Below are 18,553 nucleotides of genomic sequence, written 5' to 3' on the forward strand. Positions count from 1 at the left end.
CTGCCACGCGGGTTCATCAGGTCAGGTGATGATGTCGGTCGCGCCCGGTGCGTAGGAGAAGCAGACCCACCCGGCTCCGGTGATCGTGAAGCTGCCCGCGGTCACCTTGACCGTGGCCGAGCCGCGGGCCAGGTTGAGCGTGCGGCCCTTGCCCGCCCAGCTGAGCCCGGTGCCGCTGACGTAGCCGTCGTCCTCGTCGTAGTACTGGTTCGATGTTCCGTTGCGGTCACTGACGTTGACGTTCCAGTGGATGTCCCACGGGCCGCCCGAGTCGAGCACCAGGCTCATCCCGGTGGTCAGGCCGGCGCTGCCGCCGCCGCGCGGGCTGATCTGGACCCACGAGGTGCCGCAGTTGCCGGACCTCGAGCCGTACGCGTTGGCCGACACCCCGCCCTTGCTCGGCTTGACCAGCACGCCGGTCTTGGGAACATAGCTGCCCCTGCGGGCCGCCTCGGCCTTGGCCGCCGGCACCGAGGCCTGCGACCCGTCCGGCAGCGTGACGATCTCGTAGCCGTTGGCCCGCGCCACCGCGGCGTCGAACCCGCCGATCCGCATGCCGGACTCGTCGTCGGTGGACCCCACGGCGGCCTGCGCCGCCGACGGGATCATCGTGGTGACCATCCCGAGGGCCAGCAGGCCCGAGAGCATGATCTTCCTGGCAGAAATCACGTGTACCTCCCCGTGTCGTGATTGCTGCCACCGAAAATATCGACGATCTCGGATGGGTGAGATCCCGTCCGGGTGATCGTGCAACAACGGACAGAACGCCCTACGCCCGCAGAAACGTCAGCACGGCCAGCACCCGGCGATGTTCGCGCTCCTGCTGGGTCAGGTCGAGCTTGGTGAAGATCGACGTCACGTGCGCCTCGACCGTTTTGACGGCCAGATGCAGGTCAGCCGCCACGGCCACGTTGGACAGACCCTGAGCCATCAGCGCGAGCACGGCTCGCTCGCGGTCGGTCAGCCGCTCGAGCGGGTCACGCTCGCGGCGCCGGGCCACCAGCCGGGCCACCAGGTCGGGGTCGATCACCGTGTCGCCCCGGGCCACCCGGCGGATGTCCGAGCCGAACACGGCCAGGTCGGAGACGCGGTCCTTGAGCAGATAGCCGACGCCGCCCTCGAAGCCGGTCATCAGCCGCAGCGCGTGGTGCACCTCGACGTACTGGGACAGCAGCATCAGGCCCACCTCCGGGTGAGCGTCCCGGATCGCCGCCGCGGTCTCGATGCCCTCGTCCGAGAACGAGGGCGGCATCCGCAGGTCGATCACCGCGACCTCGGGCGGATCGGCCCGTACGAGGTCGAGCAGCCGCCCGCCGTCGCCGGCCTGGCCCATCACCGTGAAGCCGACGTCGGTCAGCACCCGGGCCATCCCCTCGCGGAACAGCACGGCGTCGTCGGCCAGCATCACCCGCACGGGATCACCGTCCGCAGTGTCGTGCCGTCCGGGCCGCTCCCGATCGTCAGGCGGGCGTCGAGCGTGGCCAGCCGGTCGGCCAGGCCCTCCAGCCCGCTGCCGCGCTGAGGCGACGCGCCACCGCCGCCGTCATCCGCGACCTCGACCGTGAGCAGCGCGTCGTCGCAGGTCAGGGTGACGGCCACGGCGGAGGCGCCGGAGTGCTTGGCCGCGTTGGTGAGTCCCTCGCTGACCACGAAGTAGGCCGTCGCCTCGACCTCGGGCGGCAGCCGTCGTGGCACCTCGACCGTCAGCCGCACCGGCACCGGCGACCGGTCGGCCAGGAACCCGGCCGCGGCCTCGAGCCCGTCCTGGGTGAGGACGGCGGGGTGCAGTCCGCGCGCCATCTCCCGGAGTTCGGCCGTCGCTTCGAGCAATTGTTTCCGTACGCCGTCGGCCCGCTCGGCAACCGCACCAGCCCCGCTCTCGGAAGCGAGCCGCACGACCGCCCCCAGTTCCATCGCCACCGTCACCAGGCGCTGCTGAGCGCCGTCGTGCAGGTCACGCTCGAGCCGGCGGCGCGCGGCGTCCCCGGCGGCGACCAGGCGCTGGGCGGTGGCGCGCAACTCCAACACCAGCCCGACCTGCGCGGCCAGATCGTCGAGGAGCCGCCGCTCGGCACTCGACAGGCTGTCGCCGGGCGCCTTGACCACGGTGATCGCTCCACGCTCCTGACCGTCGTGGAGCACCGGAACGGTGGTGCCGTCGGTTATCTCCGCTCCGGTGGGCCAGACCGACAAGGCCCGCGGACCGGTCCAGAGCACGACCTGACGGGCCCCGACGGCGTCGGCGATAGTGGCGGTCAGGGCATCGAGCAGGCCCCCGGCGGGCGCGCTGAGGTGGGCCGACAAGCGGGAGAGCGCCTCGTACGGGGTGGCGCGATGCCCGTGGACGAGCCGGTCGGCCAGCTTCTGCGCACGTCGGCGCAGCGGCTCGAACGCGACGGCGACCAGGCCGGTGGCGATCAGCGACAGCAGGGTGCCGTAACCGTCGACGAGACTGCCGATGCCGGTCACCACGACGGCATAACCGAGCGTCACGACCGCGGCCATCGCGCCGAACACCAGCGACTTGTTGATCACCGGGTCGATGTCGTAGAGGCGGTAGCGCAGGATGGCCGCGCCGGCCGCGACGGCGACGAGTGGGGCGGCCAGCGTGCCCGCGAGCGGGGAACCCCAGACCACCAGGCCGAAGACCATGATCGCGGCGGATACCGTCACGGCGTACAGGAAGAAACGCAGTTGACGGGCCTCGTCACCGCGTGCCCGGCGGACCCGCAGGACGACGCAGGCGGCCCAGGTGAGCTGGAAGAGCAGGTAGGCGATCGGGCGCGCGATGTCGTAGAACGCCGTCGCGGCAGCAGATCCGGGCAGGCTGAGCGGGTGGCCGGCGACCAGGCCGGTGCGGGCGTATTCGACCGGCCACAACGCCGACACGGTGGACAGGGTCAGGCCGAGCGCGGCGAGCACGGCGATCACCGGGCGCCAGCCGGGGGAGGGGAGGCGGCCGGTCGGGAAACACATCACGGCCACGCCGACCAGCACCAGCACCAGCGGGAGAGGCCAGACGCCGAGCCAGCCGATCCAGCTCGCGGCGGGCAGCGGGCCGGGATGCAGGCCGTACTGGCGACCGGCGAACATCACCGCGTGGGCGACGCCGACCGCCACGAACAGGCGGCCCTCGGGATGACCGGGGCGGCGGTGCACCACGTAGAGGCCGACGGCCGTGAAGGTCGCGGCGATGAGTCCGTTGTGGATGTTGCCGACATGCGGGCCGAGCGCGAGCCCGCCGGCGACAAGCCCGGCCGTCAGGACGCCCACCACCCAGCTCGGGCTCCTGGTCACGGCGCGGCTCACGCCTCGTATCGTGCCAGCCGCACCACCCCGGCGGACCAGGGTTAACCCGGCACTTTCACCGGGGCCACCCGGATGTATCTGGCGGCCCGGCCGACGACCTTGAAGGGTATGACGCCTCTCGACCGGACCCTGCACTCCTCGCTGATCGTCGCGCCGGTGATCTATCTGGTGGCCGACGTGCTCTACACCCTCCGCGGCTGGGACGACCCGACGGCCGCGGTCTTCCACATCCTCGGTGCCGCCGCCTACATCCTCGTCGTGTTCCGCCTGGCCGGCCTGGACAGCGGGTGGCTCTCGGCGGCCCTGCTGGTCGTCGGCGCGCTGGGTGCGGCGGGCAACGTCGGCTACGGCTTCAACACCATCCACGTCTCGCTGGGCGACACCGACCTGGTCGACGCCACCGGTGCGGCCACCCTGATCAAGCCGCTCGGCCTGCTCTTCCCGCTGACCCTGCTGCTGGCCGCGGTCGTCGTACGCCGGGTCGGGCCGGGCGGGGTTGCGCCGGCACTGGGTGTGGCGGCTCTGGCGTGGCCGGTCGCCCACATCGCCAACATCGGATGGCTGGCCGTGCTGGTCAACGTCGTCCTCGTCGTCGCCTTCGCGGTCGTCCGGCGCTCTCTGGCCCACGTCGCCGCGCCGCCGCGGCCCGCCACGGCGGCCTCGCTGTGACGGCTTCGATGGTGGAACTGGTGGCCCCCGCGAGGAGCCGGGCGACCAGGTAGGGTCCGCGTCCGTGAGTGAGCCCTTCGTCGATGTCCCGCCGCCGCCGTCGCCCGCACCGCCCACCGACCGGGCGGCCCGGCGCGTCGTCCTGATCGCCGCGGTCGCGGTCGTCTCGCTGCTGGCGGGCTCGGCCATGGCCGTGGCGGCGGTGCTGCTGCTCGGCTGGCGGCCCCAGCCCGAGCGGACGTACACCGTCCTGGTCCATCTGAACTCCGATGTCACGACCGAGCAGAAGGCCGCCATCGAACAGGCGGTGGGGCAGGTGCCGAACGCGGGCGCGGTCAAATACACCGACAAGGTCACGTCCCTGGCCAAGATGAAGGAGCTGCTCAAGGACCGGCCCGACCTCGCGGACACCCTGACCGAGAAGTACGCGCCGGAGTCGTTCGAGACCACGGTCAAGACCCGCGAGATGACCTGCGACGGCATCCCGGGCATCCGCAAGCTGCCCGGCGTGAGCACCCTCAAGGTGATCGCGCCGATCACCAAGACCCGGCCCCCGCTCGAGGTCGTCTGCTACTGACGTACGGCGCGAAACGCCCCTGACGGTTCCGGAACCGTCAGGGGCGTTCTGCTGTTCACCTGCGAGAACCCGTGAGAAAGCGCTTCCCGAGCCGCTACCAGGCATTGACACGCGCCGACACGCCGGTTCACAGTGTCGTCACAAAGAGCGCTTTCACGAGCCGGTCCCCAGGTGGAAATCGCTCCGACACATCCCCCTAAAGCAGGAGTCCTCCATGACATCCCCGGTCCTGGACGGGCTCGGGACGCCTCGCAGAAGGCTGTCCCCGGCCCGGATTCTCACGCTCGGCACGGCCCTCACCGGGCTGATCGCCGCCTTCTTCGTCGCCACCACGCAGAACGCTTCGGCCGCCGAGGTGGTCGTCTCGCAGGGCAAGCCCGCCACCGCGAGCTCGACCGAGGTGGCCGGCGCCTACCTGCCCGGCGAGGCCGTCGACGGCAACAACGGCACCCGCTGGGCCAGCTCGTTCACCGCGAACGCGTGGTGGCAGGTCGACCTCGGTGCGTCCACGTCGGTCAGCCGGATCGCGATCAACTGGGAGGGCGCGTACGCCAAGGCCTTCAACATCCAGTTCTCGGCCAACGGCAGCAGCTACACGCAGGCGTACGCCACCACGACCGGTGCCGGTGGCCAGCAGAGCATCGCGGTCAGCGGCACGGCCCGGTACGTGCGGATCAACCTGACCGAGCGGGCGCTGCCGATCTACGGCTACTCGTTCTGGGAGTTCCAGGTCTTCTCGGGTGGCACCACGAACCCGCCGACCACGCCGCCCACGACGCCGCCGAACGGCACCACGCGACTGCTCTCCTACAACAAGCCCGCGCTGGCCAGCACCTGGCAGAACGACGTCAACTGCAACCCGTGCAGCCCGGACAAGGCGTTCGACAACGACCCGGCCAGCCGCTGGGCGACCAGCTCGACCAACGGCTGGGTCGACCCGGGCTGGATCTCGGTCGACCTGGGCGCCACCGCGCAGATCAGCCAGGTCGTGCTGCAGTGGGACCCGGCGTACGCGAAGAGCTACCAGATCCAGGTGTCGAACGACAACGCGAACTGGACGCCGATCTATTCGACGACCACCGGTGACGGGCTCAAGGACGTCATCAACGCGACCGGCACCGGCCGGTACGTGCGGATGTACGGCACCGTGCGCAGCAGCGCCTACGGCTACTCGCTGTGGGAGTTCAGCATCTACGGCACTGGTGGCGCTCCGAACACGCCGCCGGCCAAGCCCGCCGACCCGGCCTTCCCGGCCACCCGGCTGGTCTTCGAGGACAACTTCAACGACGCCGCCGGCACCAAACCGAGCACGGCCAAGTGGACGTACGACCCGGGTGTCCCGCAGAACGGCGAGATCCAGTACTACACGCCGAACAGCGAGAACGCGCAGACCGACGGCACGGGCAACCTGGTCATCGAGGCTCGCCGGCAGGACTACCAGGGCCGGCAGTACACCTCGGCCCGGATGAACACCGGAGGCAAGTTCAGCACCCAGTACGGCCGGTTCGAGGCCCGGATCAAGGTGCCGAAGGGCAACGGCCTGTGGCCCGCGTTCTGGATGATGGGCGACGACTTCCTCAGTGGACGCCCGTGGCCGTACAACGGCGAGATCGACATCATGGAGGTCCTCGGCCGCAACACCAACGAGATGTACACGACGCTGCACGCCCCGGCCTACAACGGTGGTGGCGGCTACGGCCAGAAGAACGCGGCCGGTGTGGACCTCTCGAACGACTTCCACGTCTACGCCGCCGAGTGGGACAGCAAGGGCATCCGGTTCTTCCTGGACGGCCGGCAGGTCTTCGACGCGGCCAAGGACACCGTGGAGAACACCCGCGGCCCGTGGATCTTCGACCACAAGTTCTACCTGATCCTCAACCTGGCCGTCGGTGGCGACTTCCCCGGTCCGATCGACGCCGGCACCCCGTTCCCGTCCCGCATGCTCGTCGACTACGTGCGCGTCTACCAGTGATTGCCCGGCCGGGGGTCTCGTGCGGAGACCCCCGGCCCCCTTCCTTCCCCCAGAGGATGGCAACTTATGCGTAAAAGTCCGTTCTTAGCCGCGGCGGCCGCGGCCCTTCTCGGTACCTATCTCCTGGTGAGTGCCGGCGGTGCCAGCGCCGCGGATTCCCTCATCTCCCAGGGCAAGACCGCCACTGCCAGCTCGACGGAGTCGGCCGCCTTCCCGGCGTCCAACGCGGTCGACGGCAACCTCGGCACCCGCTGGTCGAGTGCCTTCAGCGATCCCCAGTGGCTGCAGGTCGACCTCGGCGCCAGTGCCACGATCTCGTCGGTGGTGCTCAACTGGGAGGCCGCGTACGCGCGGAGCTTCAGCCTGAAGACCTCGGCCAACGGCTCGTCGTGGACCACGCTCTACAACACCACGAACGGCACCGGCGGACGGCAGACCATCACGGCGACCGGCACCGGGCGCTACGTCCGGCTCGAGACCACCGTACGGGCAACGCAGTGGGGTGTTTCTCTCACCGAGTTCCAGGTGTACGGCAGTGGTGGCTCGACGACCACCCCGACGATCCCGCCCGGGGCCGTGCGGGTGGCCGAGTTCCTGGCCGACTGCCCGTTCAGCCACCGGCTGCCGGACGACCCGATCGTCTTCCCCAACATGCCGGGCGCCTCGCACATGCACAGCTTCTTCGGCAGCGAGGTCACCAACGCGTTCAGCCAGACGCAGGACCTGCTCAACGCGAACAGCAACTGCAACCCGTCGATCGACAAGTCGTCGTACTGGATCCCGACCCTGTACAACGGCAACACCCCGGTCGAGCCGACCACCGGCATCTTCTACTACCTCGGTGAGGGTGTGCGGGACGACCTGATCGCGCAGACCCAGCCGTTCCCGCTCGGCCTGCGGGTGGTGGCCGGCAACGCCAAGGCGACCGGTCCGAACGACAACACCATCTCGCGCTGGTCGTGCCTGCACGCCGGTGAGGTGGGGTCGTCGCACGACTTCGTGAACTGTCCGGCGGGCACGATGCTGGAGTCGTACCTCGACTTCCCGCACTGCTGGGACGGCCGCAACCTGGACTCACCGGATCACAAGAGCCACATGGCGTACCCGGTGAACAACGCCTGCCCGGCCAGCCACCCGGTCGTGGTGCCGAAACTGCGGCAGGTCATGCGCTACCCGGTCAACGGCAACCCGGCCAACTTCCGGCTCGCCTCGGGTCCCGGCTACACGATGCACGGCGACTTCTTCAACGCCTGGCCGGTCGACGAACTGGCCCGGCGCGTGAACGACTGCATCCGTCTCATCGTCAAGTGCGGTACGGACGGGCGTCCCTGATGAGCGCGGGTGCCGCTGCCGGAGGCGGCACCCGCCACGGCGCTGCTATAACGGACCGCATGACAACCCGGCCCGCGCGCGGTGGGCAGCATCCGACGATGGACCAGGTCGCCGAGGCGGCCGGGGTGTCGCGCGCGACCGTGTCCCGAGTGATCAACGGCGCCCCCAGCGTCGACGCCAAGATCCGTGAGATGGTCCAGCGGGCGATCGCCGAGACCGGCTACGTGCCCAACGTGGCCGCCCGCAGCCTGGTGACCCGCCGGTCGAACTCGGTCGCGTTGGTGATCAGCGAGCCCGACCGGCCGGACAACAACTCGTTCCTCAACCGGATCTTCACCGACCCCTACTTCGGGCGGATCACGGCCGGCGCCACCGGGGCGCTGCGCCCGCACGACGTCCACCTGGTCGTCATCCCGACCGACTCCACCGACCATCACCAGGTGGTCCGCTACCTGCGCCAGGGCCACGTGGACGGGGTGCTGCTGATCAGCAGCCACGAGCAGGACACGCTGCCCCGCCAGGTGCACGACCTGGGCATCCCGGCGGTCGTGTCGGCCCGGCCCACGTCGCCCATCGCGGTCAGCTACGTCGACGTCGACCAGCGGCTCGGCGCCCGGCTGGCCGCGGAACGCCTGCTCGACCGCGGCTGCCGGCGGCTGGCCACGATCAGCGGGCCGCTCGACATCCCGTCCGGGCTCGACCGGCTCGACGGATTCCGGTCGTTCCTGGCCAACCGCGGGTTCGCCGACGTGCCCACGGTCGAGGGCGACTTCACCCGGGCCGGCGGCGAGACGGCGGCCCGGCGGCTGCTGGCCGAGCACCCCGACCTGGACGGCCTGTTCGTGGCCAACGACCTGATGGCCGAGGGCGCGCTGCGCACGGTGCAGGATCTGGGCCGCCGGGTGCCCGACGACATCGCCGTGGTCGGTTTTGACGACAGCACCGCCGCGCTCGACTGCCGACCGCTGCTCACCACCGTGCGCCAGCCGGTCGAAGAGATGGCGGCCGAGATGGCCGAGGTGCTGCTGGCCCAGATCGCCACGCCGGGCCGGCTGCCGCGCTCGGTCACGTTCCAGCCCACGCTGGTGGTCCGCGACTCGGCATAGGTTGGTGCCATGGACATTCTCGTCGCCGGCGGTCACGGTCAGATCGCCCTCCGCCTGCTCCAGCTGCTCGCCGCCGAGGGGCACACCGCCCGCGGCCTGATCCGCAAGCCCGATCAGGCCGCCGATCTGCAGGCGGTCGGTGCCGTCCCGGTCATCGGTGATCTCGAGAACGATCAAACCCTTTCCCCGTACGTCAAGGGGGCCGACGCCGTGGTCTTCGCGGCCGGGGCAGGGCCGGGCAGTGGTCCCGCCCGCAAGCGCACGGTCGACCTCGGCGGTGCCGTCAAGCTGGCCGACGCCGCGGTTGACCAGGGCGTGCGCCGCTATCTGATGGTCTCGTCGATCGGCGCTCAGGATCCGGCCTCGGGCGGCGAGTCGATGCGCCCCTATCTCGAGGCCAAGGCCGAGGCCGACGCGTACGTCACGGCCCGCGCCGACCTCGACTGGACGATCGTGCGCCCGGGTGGCCTGACCGACGAACCCGGCACCGGACTGATCACGGCCAGCCGCGAACTGGGTGGTCGTGCCTCGGTGCCGCGCGCCGATGTGGCCGCCGTACTGGCCGCCTGCCTCACCACGCCATCCACGGTCGGGGTGATCTTCGAACTTTTCGGCGGCACGACGCCGATCGATGAGGCACTGCGCTCTTTGTGATGGGTAAGTAACGTAACGCGCATGGGGAGCGAGTCGACCGCGGGAACGCTGCTCGCCGCCGGCAACGAGGCGATGCTCGAGGCGGCCTTCCGCACCGGCGACTTCCTCGGCGCGTGGCAGCTGCTCGAGGGAGCGCGCCGGCATGCCTGCGACGACGAGGACAGGGTGGCCGAGGCGGCCGCCCTGACCCGGCTCGGCATGCTGGCCCACTTCGCGGCGATGGGCGGCGACCTGGCCCGGGCCGACTGGGCCACCGAGGAGCAGCTGTTCACCGCCGCGCTGCGGATCCAGCGCGAGGTCGGCGACGCGGCCGGGGCCGCCGAGTCGCTGTTCGGTCTCGGCCTGGTCCACCAGGTGCTGCGCGGCGACTGGGAGACCGCGATGCCCTACTACAGCGAGGCGCTGGCGCTGGCCGAGAGCTACGCCGACGAGATGGTGCGCTCCGAGGTGCACCGGCACATCGGCTTCTTCCACGTCTTCGTCTCCGGCGACAGCGAGCGCGGCCTGCGTCATCTGCGCATGTCACAGGTGCTGCGCGAGCGCTACGGCGACCCGCGGCGGGTGGCCACCGGCACGCTCGCGCTGGGCGAGGCCGAGCTGGCCGCGGGCAACCTGACCGACGCGCTGCGCCTGCTGCGCGACGCGGTCGATCAGGCCCGCCAGGCCAACCTGTCGCCGCAGCGGATCGGCTGGGCCGAGCACGCCCTGGCCGACGCCGAGCGAGCGGCCGCCTAAAAATCCTTGGCCATCTGCTCGGAGGCGACCTCGAGGCCGAGCGCGTCGGCGAACTGCTCGGCCCCGGGCGTCGCGGCGGCGATCCACAGACCCATCCGCGGTACGCCGTGGCGCGCGTACTCGGCCTCGGCTGCGGCGACCAGTTCCCGCCCGTACCCGCGGCCCCGGTATTCGGGGTCGACGGCGAGGTAGTGGATCGTGCCCGTGCCGGGGCGGGCCGGGGCCGGCATCGAGTACCAGATCCAGCCGATCGGACGGCCCCCGGCGACGGCGTGGCGCAGGGCGACCCCGGGGCTGTCGACGCCGCGCGGAGCCAGCACGGCGGCGACGTCGCGGGCGCGGTCCGGGGGAGCCTGGTCCCGGGTCAGGGCGACCGGGTTCGTCGTGACCAGTTCGTCCAGCCGGTACGCGTAGTCGCGCGGGGACATCGACACGAGCTCGACGCGGGTCCCGGGCGACGGGCCGACCGGACGGGCGCGCAGCTGGGCGAACATCCGGTAGCCGAGGCGCCGGTAGAGCCGCCGCGCGCCGGTGTTCACGCCGAAGACGTGCAGGCCGGCGCGATGCACACCCCGCTCGGCGAGATCGGCCTCGCCCGCGTGCAGCATGGCGCTGCCGTAGCCGCGGTTCTGGCGCTCCGGGCGTACGGAAATCTCGCTTATCCAGGCCATCGCCGGGTAGACGGCCCCGGGCAACGCGATCCACAGGAAGCCGACCTCGTCGTCGCCGTCCATCCCCTTGCGCAGCAGTTGCCCGGCCGTGTTCACCCCGTCCGGCAGCAGCTGGTCGGTCTGCCGGGTCGCCTCGGCGTGGGCGTCGGCCGACGTGACGCCGTAGTTCTCCACCATGGCCTCGGCGAAGAGCGCGATGATCGACGGCCGTCGCCGGGACAGCTCGGTCTGCGTCAGGTCGACCAGGACGAGTGCCATGCCTTGCACCCTGCCATGTTTTGTCCGTGAGAATTATTCAGGGCGGTGGCGACCGATGTGGTGACCTGCGGCAACGCGCTTGTCAAGGTATGCCCTGAATAACCCTCAGTAAGTCGGATGTCCGACGGATCGATCGCGGTCAGTTCTGTCGGGTCGGTGACGATGTTAATTTGACGACCAGAGTCACGAAACACGCTGGTCCAGGGGGCGGCCTTGACCGACGCGTACCCGTTCTTTCATCGTGTGGTCGGCGTCGACCTCGGCACCAGCTCGTGCGCGGTCTCGGTCTGGGACGGCGCGAAGCTGCTGATGGTCCGCGGCCCGACCGGCGCCGCCACGATGCCCGCCACCGTAGGGCAGGACAGGGCCGGTCAGGTGATCGCCGGGGTGCCGCCGGCCGACGACCCGGAAAACGTGATCGCCGGGGTCAAGCGCCTGCTCGGCAGCGGCGAGCCGGTCCGGTTCCGGGGCCGCACCTATCAGCCCCGCGAGATCTGCGCGTTCCTGCTGATCGAGCTGAAGCGGCAGGCCGAGACGTTCGTCGGCGAGCCCATCCACGACGTGGTCATCACGGTGTCGGCGGCCGCCGGCGAGGCCCAGCGGCGGGCGTTGCGCGAGGCGGCCGGGCTGGCCCAGCTCAACGTGCGCCGGCTGGTCGAGGATCCGGCCGCGGCCGCGATGGCCCTGGGCGCCGACGCGCGGCCGGGCACGTACGCGATCTACGACCTGGGCGGCGGCACCTGCGACGCCTCGGTCGTGCGGGTCGCCGACGGCACCATCGAGGTGCTCGGCACCTCGGGCGACCAGCGGCTCGGCGGCGACGACTTCGACGAGCTGATCGTGGCCTTCGCCCTGCGCCAGATCCGCGAGCGCTACCACGTCGACCTCAGCCGCGACCCGACGATCCGGCGGCGGATCCGCTGGGAGGCCGAGATCCGCAAGCGTGAGCTGTCGGTCGCCGACCACACCACGCTCGAACTGCCGGTGCTCACGGCCACGGTGAGCGCGAGCGTGCCGCTGAGCCGCCGCGCGTTCGAGGCGATGATCGAGCCGGACGTGCAGCGCTCGCTCGACCTGCTGACCGAGGCGATCGCGGCGGCCCGGGCGGCGCACGGCGTGGGCTGGGGCGACATCGACGAGGTGGTGCTGGCCGGCGGTTCGACCCGCATCCCGGCCGTCCGCGACCGGCTGGCCGGCTACTTCGGATGGGGCGCGGCCCGGCTGCGCACCGACCTCGACCCGGCCGAGCTGGCGGCCCGCGGGGCCGGGCTGGTGGCCCGCGACTACGAGCCGGCGTCGCTGTTCGAGGGCTCGCCGGTCGGGCTGCTCAGCGCCAGCCTGCGCCTGCGGGCCGAGCTGGCCGCGCCCGCGGTCGTGGCGGCCGACGAACCGGCCGAGACCCCCGACCCGCCCGGCCCGTCCGGCCCGCCCGCCGAGACCCCGGCCGACTTCCGCCGGGTGGCCGAGGCGGCCTACATGCTGCTGCTCCAGGACGGCGAGCACGACGGCCTGGGCTCGGCCTACGGCGCCTTCATCGCCGCCGTGCAGGCCGCGGCGCCGGACGCCCGCCTCACCGAGCTGGGCGAGACGCTCAGCGCCGAGTACAACCGCGCCGCCAGCTAGGGCACGCCCTAGGCTTTCCCCATGCTGATCAGTTGTGGCGCCCCGGTGGCCGGGGCGTGGGCCGAACCGGGCTCGCTCGGCGACTTCGCGGCGCGGGCCGAGGAACTGGGCTATCACGGGCTGTGGGGGTTCCAGCGCCTGCTGGTCGGCACCGGGCAGGCGATGCTGCCGGTCTATCAGAGCGTGCTCGACCCACTGCTCGCGCTGACCTGGGCCGCCGCCCGCACCCGGACCATCCGGCTGGGCGTGGCGGTGATCAACATTCCGTACGTCTCGCCGGCCTACCTGGCCAAGCAGGCCGCCACCCTCGACGTGCTCTCCGGCGGCCGCTTCGACCTGGGCCTGGGCACCGGGTGGTCGGAGCCCGAGTTCGTGGCCACCGGCTCCGACCCCCATCCCCGGGGGAAGCGCCTGCACGAGTACCTCGAGGTGCTGCGCACGCTGTGGAACGACCCGGTGGCGTCGTTCGACGGCGAGCTCTACCGGCTGCCGGCCAGCACGATGGCCCCGCCGCCGGTGCAGCCGGGCGGGCCGCCGGTGCTGCTCGGCGGCACGGCTGACGTCGCCCTGCGCCGGGCCGGGCGGCTGGCCGCGGGCTGGGTGAGCAGCAGCCGGCTGAGCTTCGCAGACATCGCGCGCGGCACGCAGATCGTGCGGCGGGCGGCCGAGGAGGCGGGCCGCGACCCGGATTCCGTCCGCATCGTCGTGCGGGCCGTCGTGCAGCCGGGCCTCCGGGACGACGCCGTGCCGCTCTCGGGGGACTGGGAGCAGATCCGGGCCGGGGCGGAGCAGTACGCCGAGGCCGGGGTCACGGAGCTGTTCTACGACCTCAACTGGGATCCGCTGATCGGATCGCCGGACGCCGATCCGGCCGTGGCCCGCGAGCGCGCCGCCGAGATCCTGACCGCGCTGCGACCCCCGTCCAACCACCCCTGACCGGACTCGAGCCTGAGCCCATGCTCACTCTGTGTCGTGCCCATGATCGCCGCGGGCGTAGCGGATCGCTCCCCGTCGCCCCGGCGTCGCCCTGTGTCGATGTGTCCGGGCCTTCGGTGAAGACGCGCTTCGAAGTCTTATATAGCGTCGAATAGAGGGGGCATTCGTTATCGAAATGGCGGCCGTCTTCCTATCGGGCTCTTTCTGAGCCTCACGCACGGTAGTCCCGAGGGCACGCGGATCCGGCGCGCGGGATGGAGAATTCGTGTCCCGCAACCCGGGACGGCCGTCGATCCGCCCCCGGAGTGCCAGGTCAGCCGAAGATCTTGCGTCACCGGGGCCGTCGCGCCGAAGAATGTCACGGTCCGTGCCATCCAAGATCGATACTGTGACGAAACCGGATGGAAACAGCGACCCGCCACAGCCTGAACCTGTCTTTGATAACTTTGCGCAACAGTACGATTGCCCTCCGGCTTTCTATACCGGACATAGGAGGCAAAGTTGATCGACGTTATGGGCGTTTTATGGGCTTGAGCACGGCTTCATACCCCGCGCGAGTGACACTCCAGGTGACATGGCCTATCCATGGCTTTCAGCGGGCTGTTATTCATTCGATGCGTCAACTCATTTCCTACAGGCCAGTTCCCGGCTACCTTTCCCAACGCAGCATCCGAAAACCTCTCACGCACGACGCATGCGAGGTGTGTCGTTCGATGGAGGTGACCGACGCTTGGAACCGCTGATCGAAGAGGCTGAGCTCGCCCGTCAGGGCGCGCCCACCGACGCGATTGCAGCGCCGACCGGCGAGATCAAGAAGGTGGACACCCGCCGTAAGTCGCCGACGCAGATCGCCCTCGCGCGCCTGCGCAAGGACAAGGTCGCGGTGATCTGTGCGAGCATCTTCGTCGCCTTCGTCCTGATCGCCATCTTCGCGCCGCTGCTTGCCAAGCTCGAGGGCCAAGACCCGACGACGCTGCATCAAGACCTGACCGACCGTTACGGCTACCCGACCATCACGCCCAACGGCGAGCACTGGTTCGGGGTCGAGCCCCGGCTGGGCCGCGACCTCTTCGCCCGCTGGGTCTACGGCGCACGTCCGTCGCTGATCGTGGCCGGCTCGGTCACGGTGATCACCACGATCATCGGCGTCGTCGTCGGTCTGGTGTCCGGCTTCATGGGCGGCTGGATCGACCGGGTGCTGTCCTGGGTCATCGACTTCGTCCTGAGCCTGCCCTACCTGCTCTTCGCGATCGCCGTCCCGGCCGCTCTGCTGGCCATCTTCCTCGGCACCACGGAGGGGGTCGCGGCGAACGAGGTCGCGACCGTGCGTTTCTACTCGCTCATCCTCGTGCTCTCCTTCTTCGGCTGGGCCAGCCTCGCGCGATTGATCCGCGGCGAGGTGCTCACCCTGCGCGAGCGGGAGTTCATCGCCGCGGCCAAAGTGCTCGGCGTGCCGACCCGCAAGGTGCTCTTCAAGGAGCTGCTGCCCAACCTGGTGGCGCCCATTGTCATCTCGGTCTCGTTGGCCCTGCCTTCCTACATCGTGACCGAGGCAGGCCTCACCTATCTCGGCGTCGGCTTGACCGAGCCCACGCCGTCCTGGGGTCTGACCATCGCGCAAGCACAGAACTGGTACCGGGCCGATCCGCTGTACCTGTGGATCCCGGTCGCCGGCATCACGATCCTCGTGCTCGCGCTGAGCTTGCTCGGCGACTCGATTCGTGACGCATTTGATCCCCGCACCCGACGGTGACGTGGTGACGCCCAGTATGAGAAGAGGAGAAATGGCAAGGCGATTCAACGTTGCCATTGCGGCCACCGCCGCGTTGGCGCTCGCGGTGGCGGGCTGCAGCAGCCCGTCGTCGAACAACGATTCGAGCAATGGGGGCGGGAGCTCCGACGACATCACCACCCAGGTGCAGTCGCAGGACCCGGCGGCCAAGGGCCCGGCCAAGGAGATTCCGGGCTCGCGTAAGGGCGGCACGATCAACATCGTGGCCCAGACGACGCCGAACACGCTCGACCCGACCGACACGTACTACCAGGACTCGCTGGCCATCGCGAAGCTTCTCTTCCGTACGCCGACGCAGTTCGACATCCGTGACGGCAAGGCCGTGCTCGTTCCCGACCTCACCGACCTCGGCACGGTCTCCAGCAACGGCTTGGACTGGACGTTCAAGATGCAGCCGGGGATCAAGTACGAGGACGGCACCGAGGTCAAGGTCGAGGACCTCGCGTACGCGATCAAGCGGTCCTTCGCCCACGACATCTACGCCAACGGCCCGGCGTACCAGATGCAGTACTTCAAGGACGGCGACAAGTACAAGGGCCCCTACAAGGACGGCGACACCTTCGCCGGCGTGGAGACCCAGGGCACCGACACCCTGATCATCCACCTGGCCAAGGCCTTCTCGGCGCTGCCCTACTACATGACGTTCCCTGCGTTCACGCCGATCCCCAAGGCGAAGGACACCAAGCAGGACTACAAGAACAAGCCGCTCGCGACCGGCCCCTACAAGTTCAAGGCCTACCAGCCCGGCACCTCGCTGGACCTGGAGAAGAACACGAACTGGGACCCGAACACCGACGCGGCCCGGCACCAGTACCCGGACGCCTTCGCCTTCAAGTGGGGCGGTGACATCGTCAAGAACCAGCAGGCGGTGCTCAACAGCAACGGCGCCGACGCCAGCACGCTGGCCTACGACCCGCTCGACGCGTCGCTGATCCCGCAGATCACCGGCGAGAAGAAGTCGCAGCTGGTCACCGGTGAGGGCACCTGCACCCGGGCCTGGCAGCTGGACACCCGCAAGATCCCGCTCGAGGTCCGCAAGGCGATCGCCAAGGCGTGGCCGTACGACGCGATCTGGAAGGCCGCGGGTTACAACGACTACACGGCCATCCCGGCCAGCACGGTGCTGCCGCCCTCGGTGCAGGGCTACAAGAAGTACACGCCGATCGCCGACCTGACCGGCACCGGCGCCGGTGACCCGGAAGCCGCGAAGAAGATGCTCGCGGATGCCGGCAAGTCCGGCTTCGAGCTGAGCTACTACTTCGACAACACCAAGCCGATCAACCAGCAGACCAGCCAGGTCCGGGCCGACGCCCTGACCAAGGCCGGCTTCGTGGTCAAGCCGATCGGTGTCGCCACCGCTGACCTGCGCGCCAAGGTCGGCGACTACGACGCGCCGGTCAACATGGGCCAGAGCCCGGCCGGCTGGTGCTCCGACTGGCCGACCGGCTCGTCGTGGCTGCCGGTGCTCTTCCAGACGCACAGCATCGCCGACGGCGTCAGCTGGGGCATGCTGAGCGACAAGGCGCTCGACAAGGAGATCGACGACGTCAACAACCTGCCGGCCGAGGAGTCGACCGACAAGTGGGCCGCCCTGGACGAGAAGGTCCTCGGCATGTACGTCGCCATCCCGACCTACTACGACAAGCAGGCCGTGCTGCAGGGTTCGAACATCGGCACCACCGTCGGTGACCCGACCGCGGGCATGCCGCTCTTCACCTCGATGTACCTGAAGAGCTGACCCAGTTCCGTAGTAGTAGACAGTAAGTAGTACAAAGCGACAAAACCGGGGTGGTTCGGCCCGCCAGTCAGCGGGCCGGGCCACCCCGGGCGCAAGAATGAGACCTCCGGCGCCGCGGCCATCGCCCCCGCGCCCGAACCACTCCGGGAGCCACACCCCGGCGCCGTGATGAAAGAGGAGCCCAGCGGTGCTGCTGTACATCCTGAAACGCGTCCTGAGCGCGATCTCCGTCGTGATCGTGACGCTGGTGGCCAGCTTCGCGCTGTTCTTCTTCGCGCCGACCGACCCGGCCGGCGTCATCTGCGGGCCGCGCTGCACCCCCGAGCGCATCGCCGACATCGAGCAGAGCCTCGGGCTCAACCAGCCCAAGGCCGAGCAGGTGCTGCTCTACATGAAGGGCATCGTCGCCGGCCGCGAGTTCAGCAGCGGCGGGGTGACGCAGCACTGCGCCGCGCCCTGCCTGGGCTACTCATACACGCTGGGCCAGCCGGTGACCAAGCTGATCGGGGCCGCCCTGCCCGTCACGATCTCGATCGTCATCGGCGGCGCGGTGGTCTATCTGCTCGTCGGCATCCTGGCCGGCACGATCGCGGCCCAGGTACGCGGAACGTCGGCCGACCGTTTCGTCGTCGGTACGACGCTGGTCGTCCAGGCGATCCCGTACTTCGTCTTCGCCCTGATGATCGCGCTCTACGCCACGTTCCTGCCCGCGTCCGGATACACCTCGTTCTTCGAGAATCCGTTCCTCTGGGCCAGCGGTCTGCTCGCGGCCTGGCTGACGATCGGGGTCACCAACGCCGCGGCCTACACCCGATACTCCCGCGCCTCCATGATCGAGGCGCTCGGGCAGGACTTCGTCCGCACGGCCACGTCGAAGGGCATCAGCCGGCGCCGCGTGGTCTACCGCCACGGCCTGCGCGCGGGGCTCACCCCGGTGGTCACCATCTTCGGTATCGACCTGGCGTTCCAGCTCACCGGCGCGATCTTCACCGAGAGCATCTTCGGCCTGCCCGGCATCGGCCTGCTGGCTCTGCGGGCGTTCAACCAGTACGACCTGCCCGTGCTCATGGGCGGCGTGCTGATCGGCTCGGTCGTGCTCGTCGTGATGAACCTCGTCGTCGACATCGCGTACACCGCGCTCGACCCCCGGGTGCGCCTCGGATGACCCCGCGCAGCGCTTC

At 70.0% G+C, this 18,553-nt stretch carries 16 protein-coding genes; 12 read left to right on the plus strand and 4 right to left on the minus strand.

Features of this window, described 5'->3' with window-relative positions; translation table 11 throughout:
• Positions 1–21: 21 nt before the first annotated feature.
• From KOI35_RS03710 to KOI35_RS48760, 3 genes are all read right to left on the minus strand, one after another.
• Positions 22–669, minus strand: a complete 648-nt coding sequence (locus tag KOI35_RS03710) for a hypothetical protein (protein WP_215784533.1) — start codon at positions 667–669, stop codon at positions 22–24.
• A gap of 100 nt (positions 670–769) precedes the next feature.
• Positions 770–1,414 carry a LuxR C-terminal-related transcriptional regulator gene (locus tag KOI35_RS03715; protein ID WP_215784534.1) on the minus strand — a complete coding sequence of 215 codons (645 nt, stop codon included), beginning with the start codon at positions 1,412–1,414 and terminating at the stop codon, positions 770–772.
• On the minus strand, positions 1,405–3,309 hold the full coding sequence (locus KOI35_RS48760) for a sensor histidine kinase (RefSeq protein ID WP_215784535.1): 1,905 nt from the start codon (positions 3,307–3,309) through the stop codon (positions 1,405–1,407). Before KOI35_RS48760 ends, KOI35_RS03715 begins: the two co-directional genes overlap by 10 nt.
• Positions 3,310–3,417: 108 nt before the next feature.
• Between KOI35_RS48760 and KOI35_RS03725 the strand changes: the two genes are divergently transcribed.
• From KOI35_RS03725 to KOI35_RS03760, 7 genes are all read left to right on the plus strand, one after another.
• The gene (locus KOI35_RS03725; RefSeq protein ID WP_215784536.1) at positions 3,418–3,978 is read left to right on the plus strand and encodes a hypothetical protein; all 561 of its coding nucleotides are present in this window, start codon (positions 3,418–3,420) and stop codon (positions 3,976–3,978) included.
• Between the two features lie 64 nt (positions 3,979–4,042).
• Positions 4,043–4,555 carry a permease-like cell division protein FtsX gene (locus KOI35_RS03730; RefSeq protein ID WP_215784537.1) on the plus strand — a complete coding sequence of 171 codons (513 nt, stop codon included), beginning with the start codon at positions 4,043–4,045 and terminating at the stop codon, positions 4,553–4,555.
• 214 nt (positions 4,556–4,769) lie between these two features.
• The gene (locus KOI35_RS03735; RefSeq protein WP_215784538.1) at positions 4,770–6,527 is read left to right on the plus strand and encodes a galactose-binding domain-containing protein; all 1,758 of its coding nucleotides are present in this window, start codon (positions 4,770–4,772) and stop codon (positions 6,525–6,527) included.
• A 126-nt stretch (positions 6,528–6,653) separates the two neighbouring features.
• Complete coding sequence (locus KOI35_RS47040) at positions 6,654–7,859, plus strand: DUF1996 domain-containing protein (RefSeq protein WP_308120770.1); 1,206 nt, start codon at positions 6,654–6,656, stop codon at positions 7,857–7,859.
• A 59-nt stretch (positions 7,860–7,918) separates the two neighbouring features.
• A complete protein-coding gene (locus KOI35_RS03750; protein WP_246612392.1) occupies positions 7,919–8,965 on the plus strand; it encodes a LacI family DNA-binding transcriptional regulator in 1,047 nt (348 codons plus the stop codon).
• Positions 8,966–8,974: 9 nt separating this feature from the next.
• Positions 8,975–9,619 (plus strand): SDR family oxidoreductase, encoded by a 645-nt coding sequence (locus KOI35_RS03755; RefSeq protein WP_215784539.1) that lies wholly within the window; start codon positions 8,975–8,977, stop codon positions 9,617–9,619.
• A gap of 21 nt (positions 9,620–9,640) precedes the next feature.
• On the plus strand, positions 9,641–10,354 hold the full coding sequence (locus KOI35_RS03760) for a tetratricopeptide repeat protein (protein ID WP_215784540.1): 714 nt from the start codon (positions 9,641–9,643) through the stop codon (positions 10,352–10,354).
• On the opposite strand, the gene KOI35_RS03765 is transcribed toward KOI35_RS03760, so the two are convergent.
• Positions 10,351–11,283: a GNAT family N-acetyltransferase gene (locus KOI35_RS03765; RefSeq protein WP_215784541.1), complete on the minus strand. Its 933-nt coding sequence runs from the start codon at positions 11,281–11,283 to the stop codon at positions 10,351–10,353. The two genes, KOI35_RS03760 and KOI35_RS03765, sit on opposite strands and share 4 nt — an antisense overlap.
• A gap of 213 nt (positions 11,284–11,496) precedes the next feature.
• Here KOI35_RS03765 and KOI35_RS03770 point away from each other — a divergent pair, with 213 nt between their 5' ends.
• The 5 genes from KOI35_RS03770 (at position 11,497) to KOI35_RS03790 (ending at position 18,537) form a co-directional block, all read left to right on the plus strand.
• On the plus strand, positions 11,497–12,906 hold the full coding sequence (locus tag KOI35_RS03770; protein WP_215784542.1) for an Hsp70 family protein: 1,410 nt from the start codon (positions 11,497–11,499) through the stop codon (positions 12,904–12,906).
• 21 nt (positions 12,907–12,927) lie between these two features.
• The gene (locus KOI35_RS03775; protein ID WP_215784543.1) at positions 12,928–13,842 is read left to right on the plus strand and encodes a TIGR03619 family F420-dependent LLM class oxidoreductase; all 915 of its coding nucleotides are present in this window, start codon (positions 12,928–12,930) and stop codon (positions 13,840–13,842) included.
• A gap of 730 nt (positions 13,843–14,572) precedes the next feature.
• Positions 14,573–15,595 (plus strand): ABC transporter permease, encoded by a 1,023-nt coding sequence (locus KOI35_RS03780; protein WP_215784544.1) that lies wholly within the window; start codon positions 14,573–14,575, stop codon positions 15,593–15,595.
• A 31-nt stretch (positions 15,596–15,626) separates the two neighbouring features.
• The gene (locus KOI35_RS03785; RefSeq protein WP_215784545.1) at positions 15,627–17,372 is read left to right on the plus strand and encodes an ABC transporter substrate-binding protein; all 1,746 of its coding nucleotides are present in this window, start codon (positions 15,627–15,629) and stop codon (positions 17,370–17,372) included.
• 187 nt (positions 17,373–17,559) lie between these two features.
• A complete protein-coding gene (locus KOI35_RS03790) occupies positions 17,560–18,537 on the plus strand; it encodes an ABC transporter permease (protein ID WP_215784546.1) in 978 nt (325 codons plus the stop codon).
• Positions 18,538–18,553 lie beyond the last annotated feature (16 nt).

Source organism: Paractinoplanes bogorensis (assembly GCF_018829635.1).
Taxonomy (GTDB): Bacteria; Actinomycetota; Actinomycetes; order Mycobacteriales; family Micromonosporaceae; genus Actinoplanes; species Actinoplanes bogorensis.

Bases quoted from the DNA above. Each gene is read 5' to 3' on its own strand.
- KOI35_RS03725 (WP_215784536.1), top strand. From the start codon at position 3,418: ATGACGCCTCTCGACCGGACCCTGCACTCCTCGCTGATCGTCGCGCCG.
- KOI35_RS03735 (WP_215784538.1), top strand. From the start codon at position 4,770: ATGACATCCCCGGTCCTGGACGGGCTCGGGACGCCTCGCAGAAGGCTG.
- KOI35_RS03750 (WP_246612392.1), top strand. From the start codon at position 7,919: ATGACAACCCGGCCCGCGCGCGGTGGGCAGCATCCGACGATGGACCAG.
- KOI35_RS03755 (WP_215784539.1), top strand. From the start codon at position 8,975: ATGGACATTCTCGTCGCCGGCGGTCACGGTCAGATCGCCCTCCGCCTG.
- KOI35_RS03760 (WP_215784540.1), top strand. From the start codon at position 9,641: ATGGGGAGCGAGTCGACCGCGGGAACGCTGCTCGCCGCCGGCAACGAG.
- KOI35_RS03765 (WP_215784541.1), bottom strand. From the start codon at position 11,283: ATGGCACTCGTCCTGGTCGACCTGACGCAGACCGAGCTGTCCCGGCGA.
- KOI35_RS03775 (WP_215784543.1), top strand. From the start codon at position 12,928: ATGCTGATCAGTTGTGGCGCCCCGGTGGCCGGGGCGTGGGCCGAACCG.
- KOI35_RS03785 (WP_215784545.1), top strand. From the start codon at position 15,627: ATGGCAAGGCGATTCAACGTTGCCATTGCGGCCACCGCCGCGTTGGCG.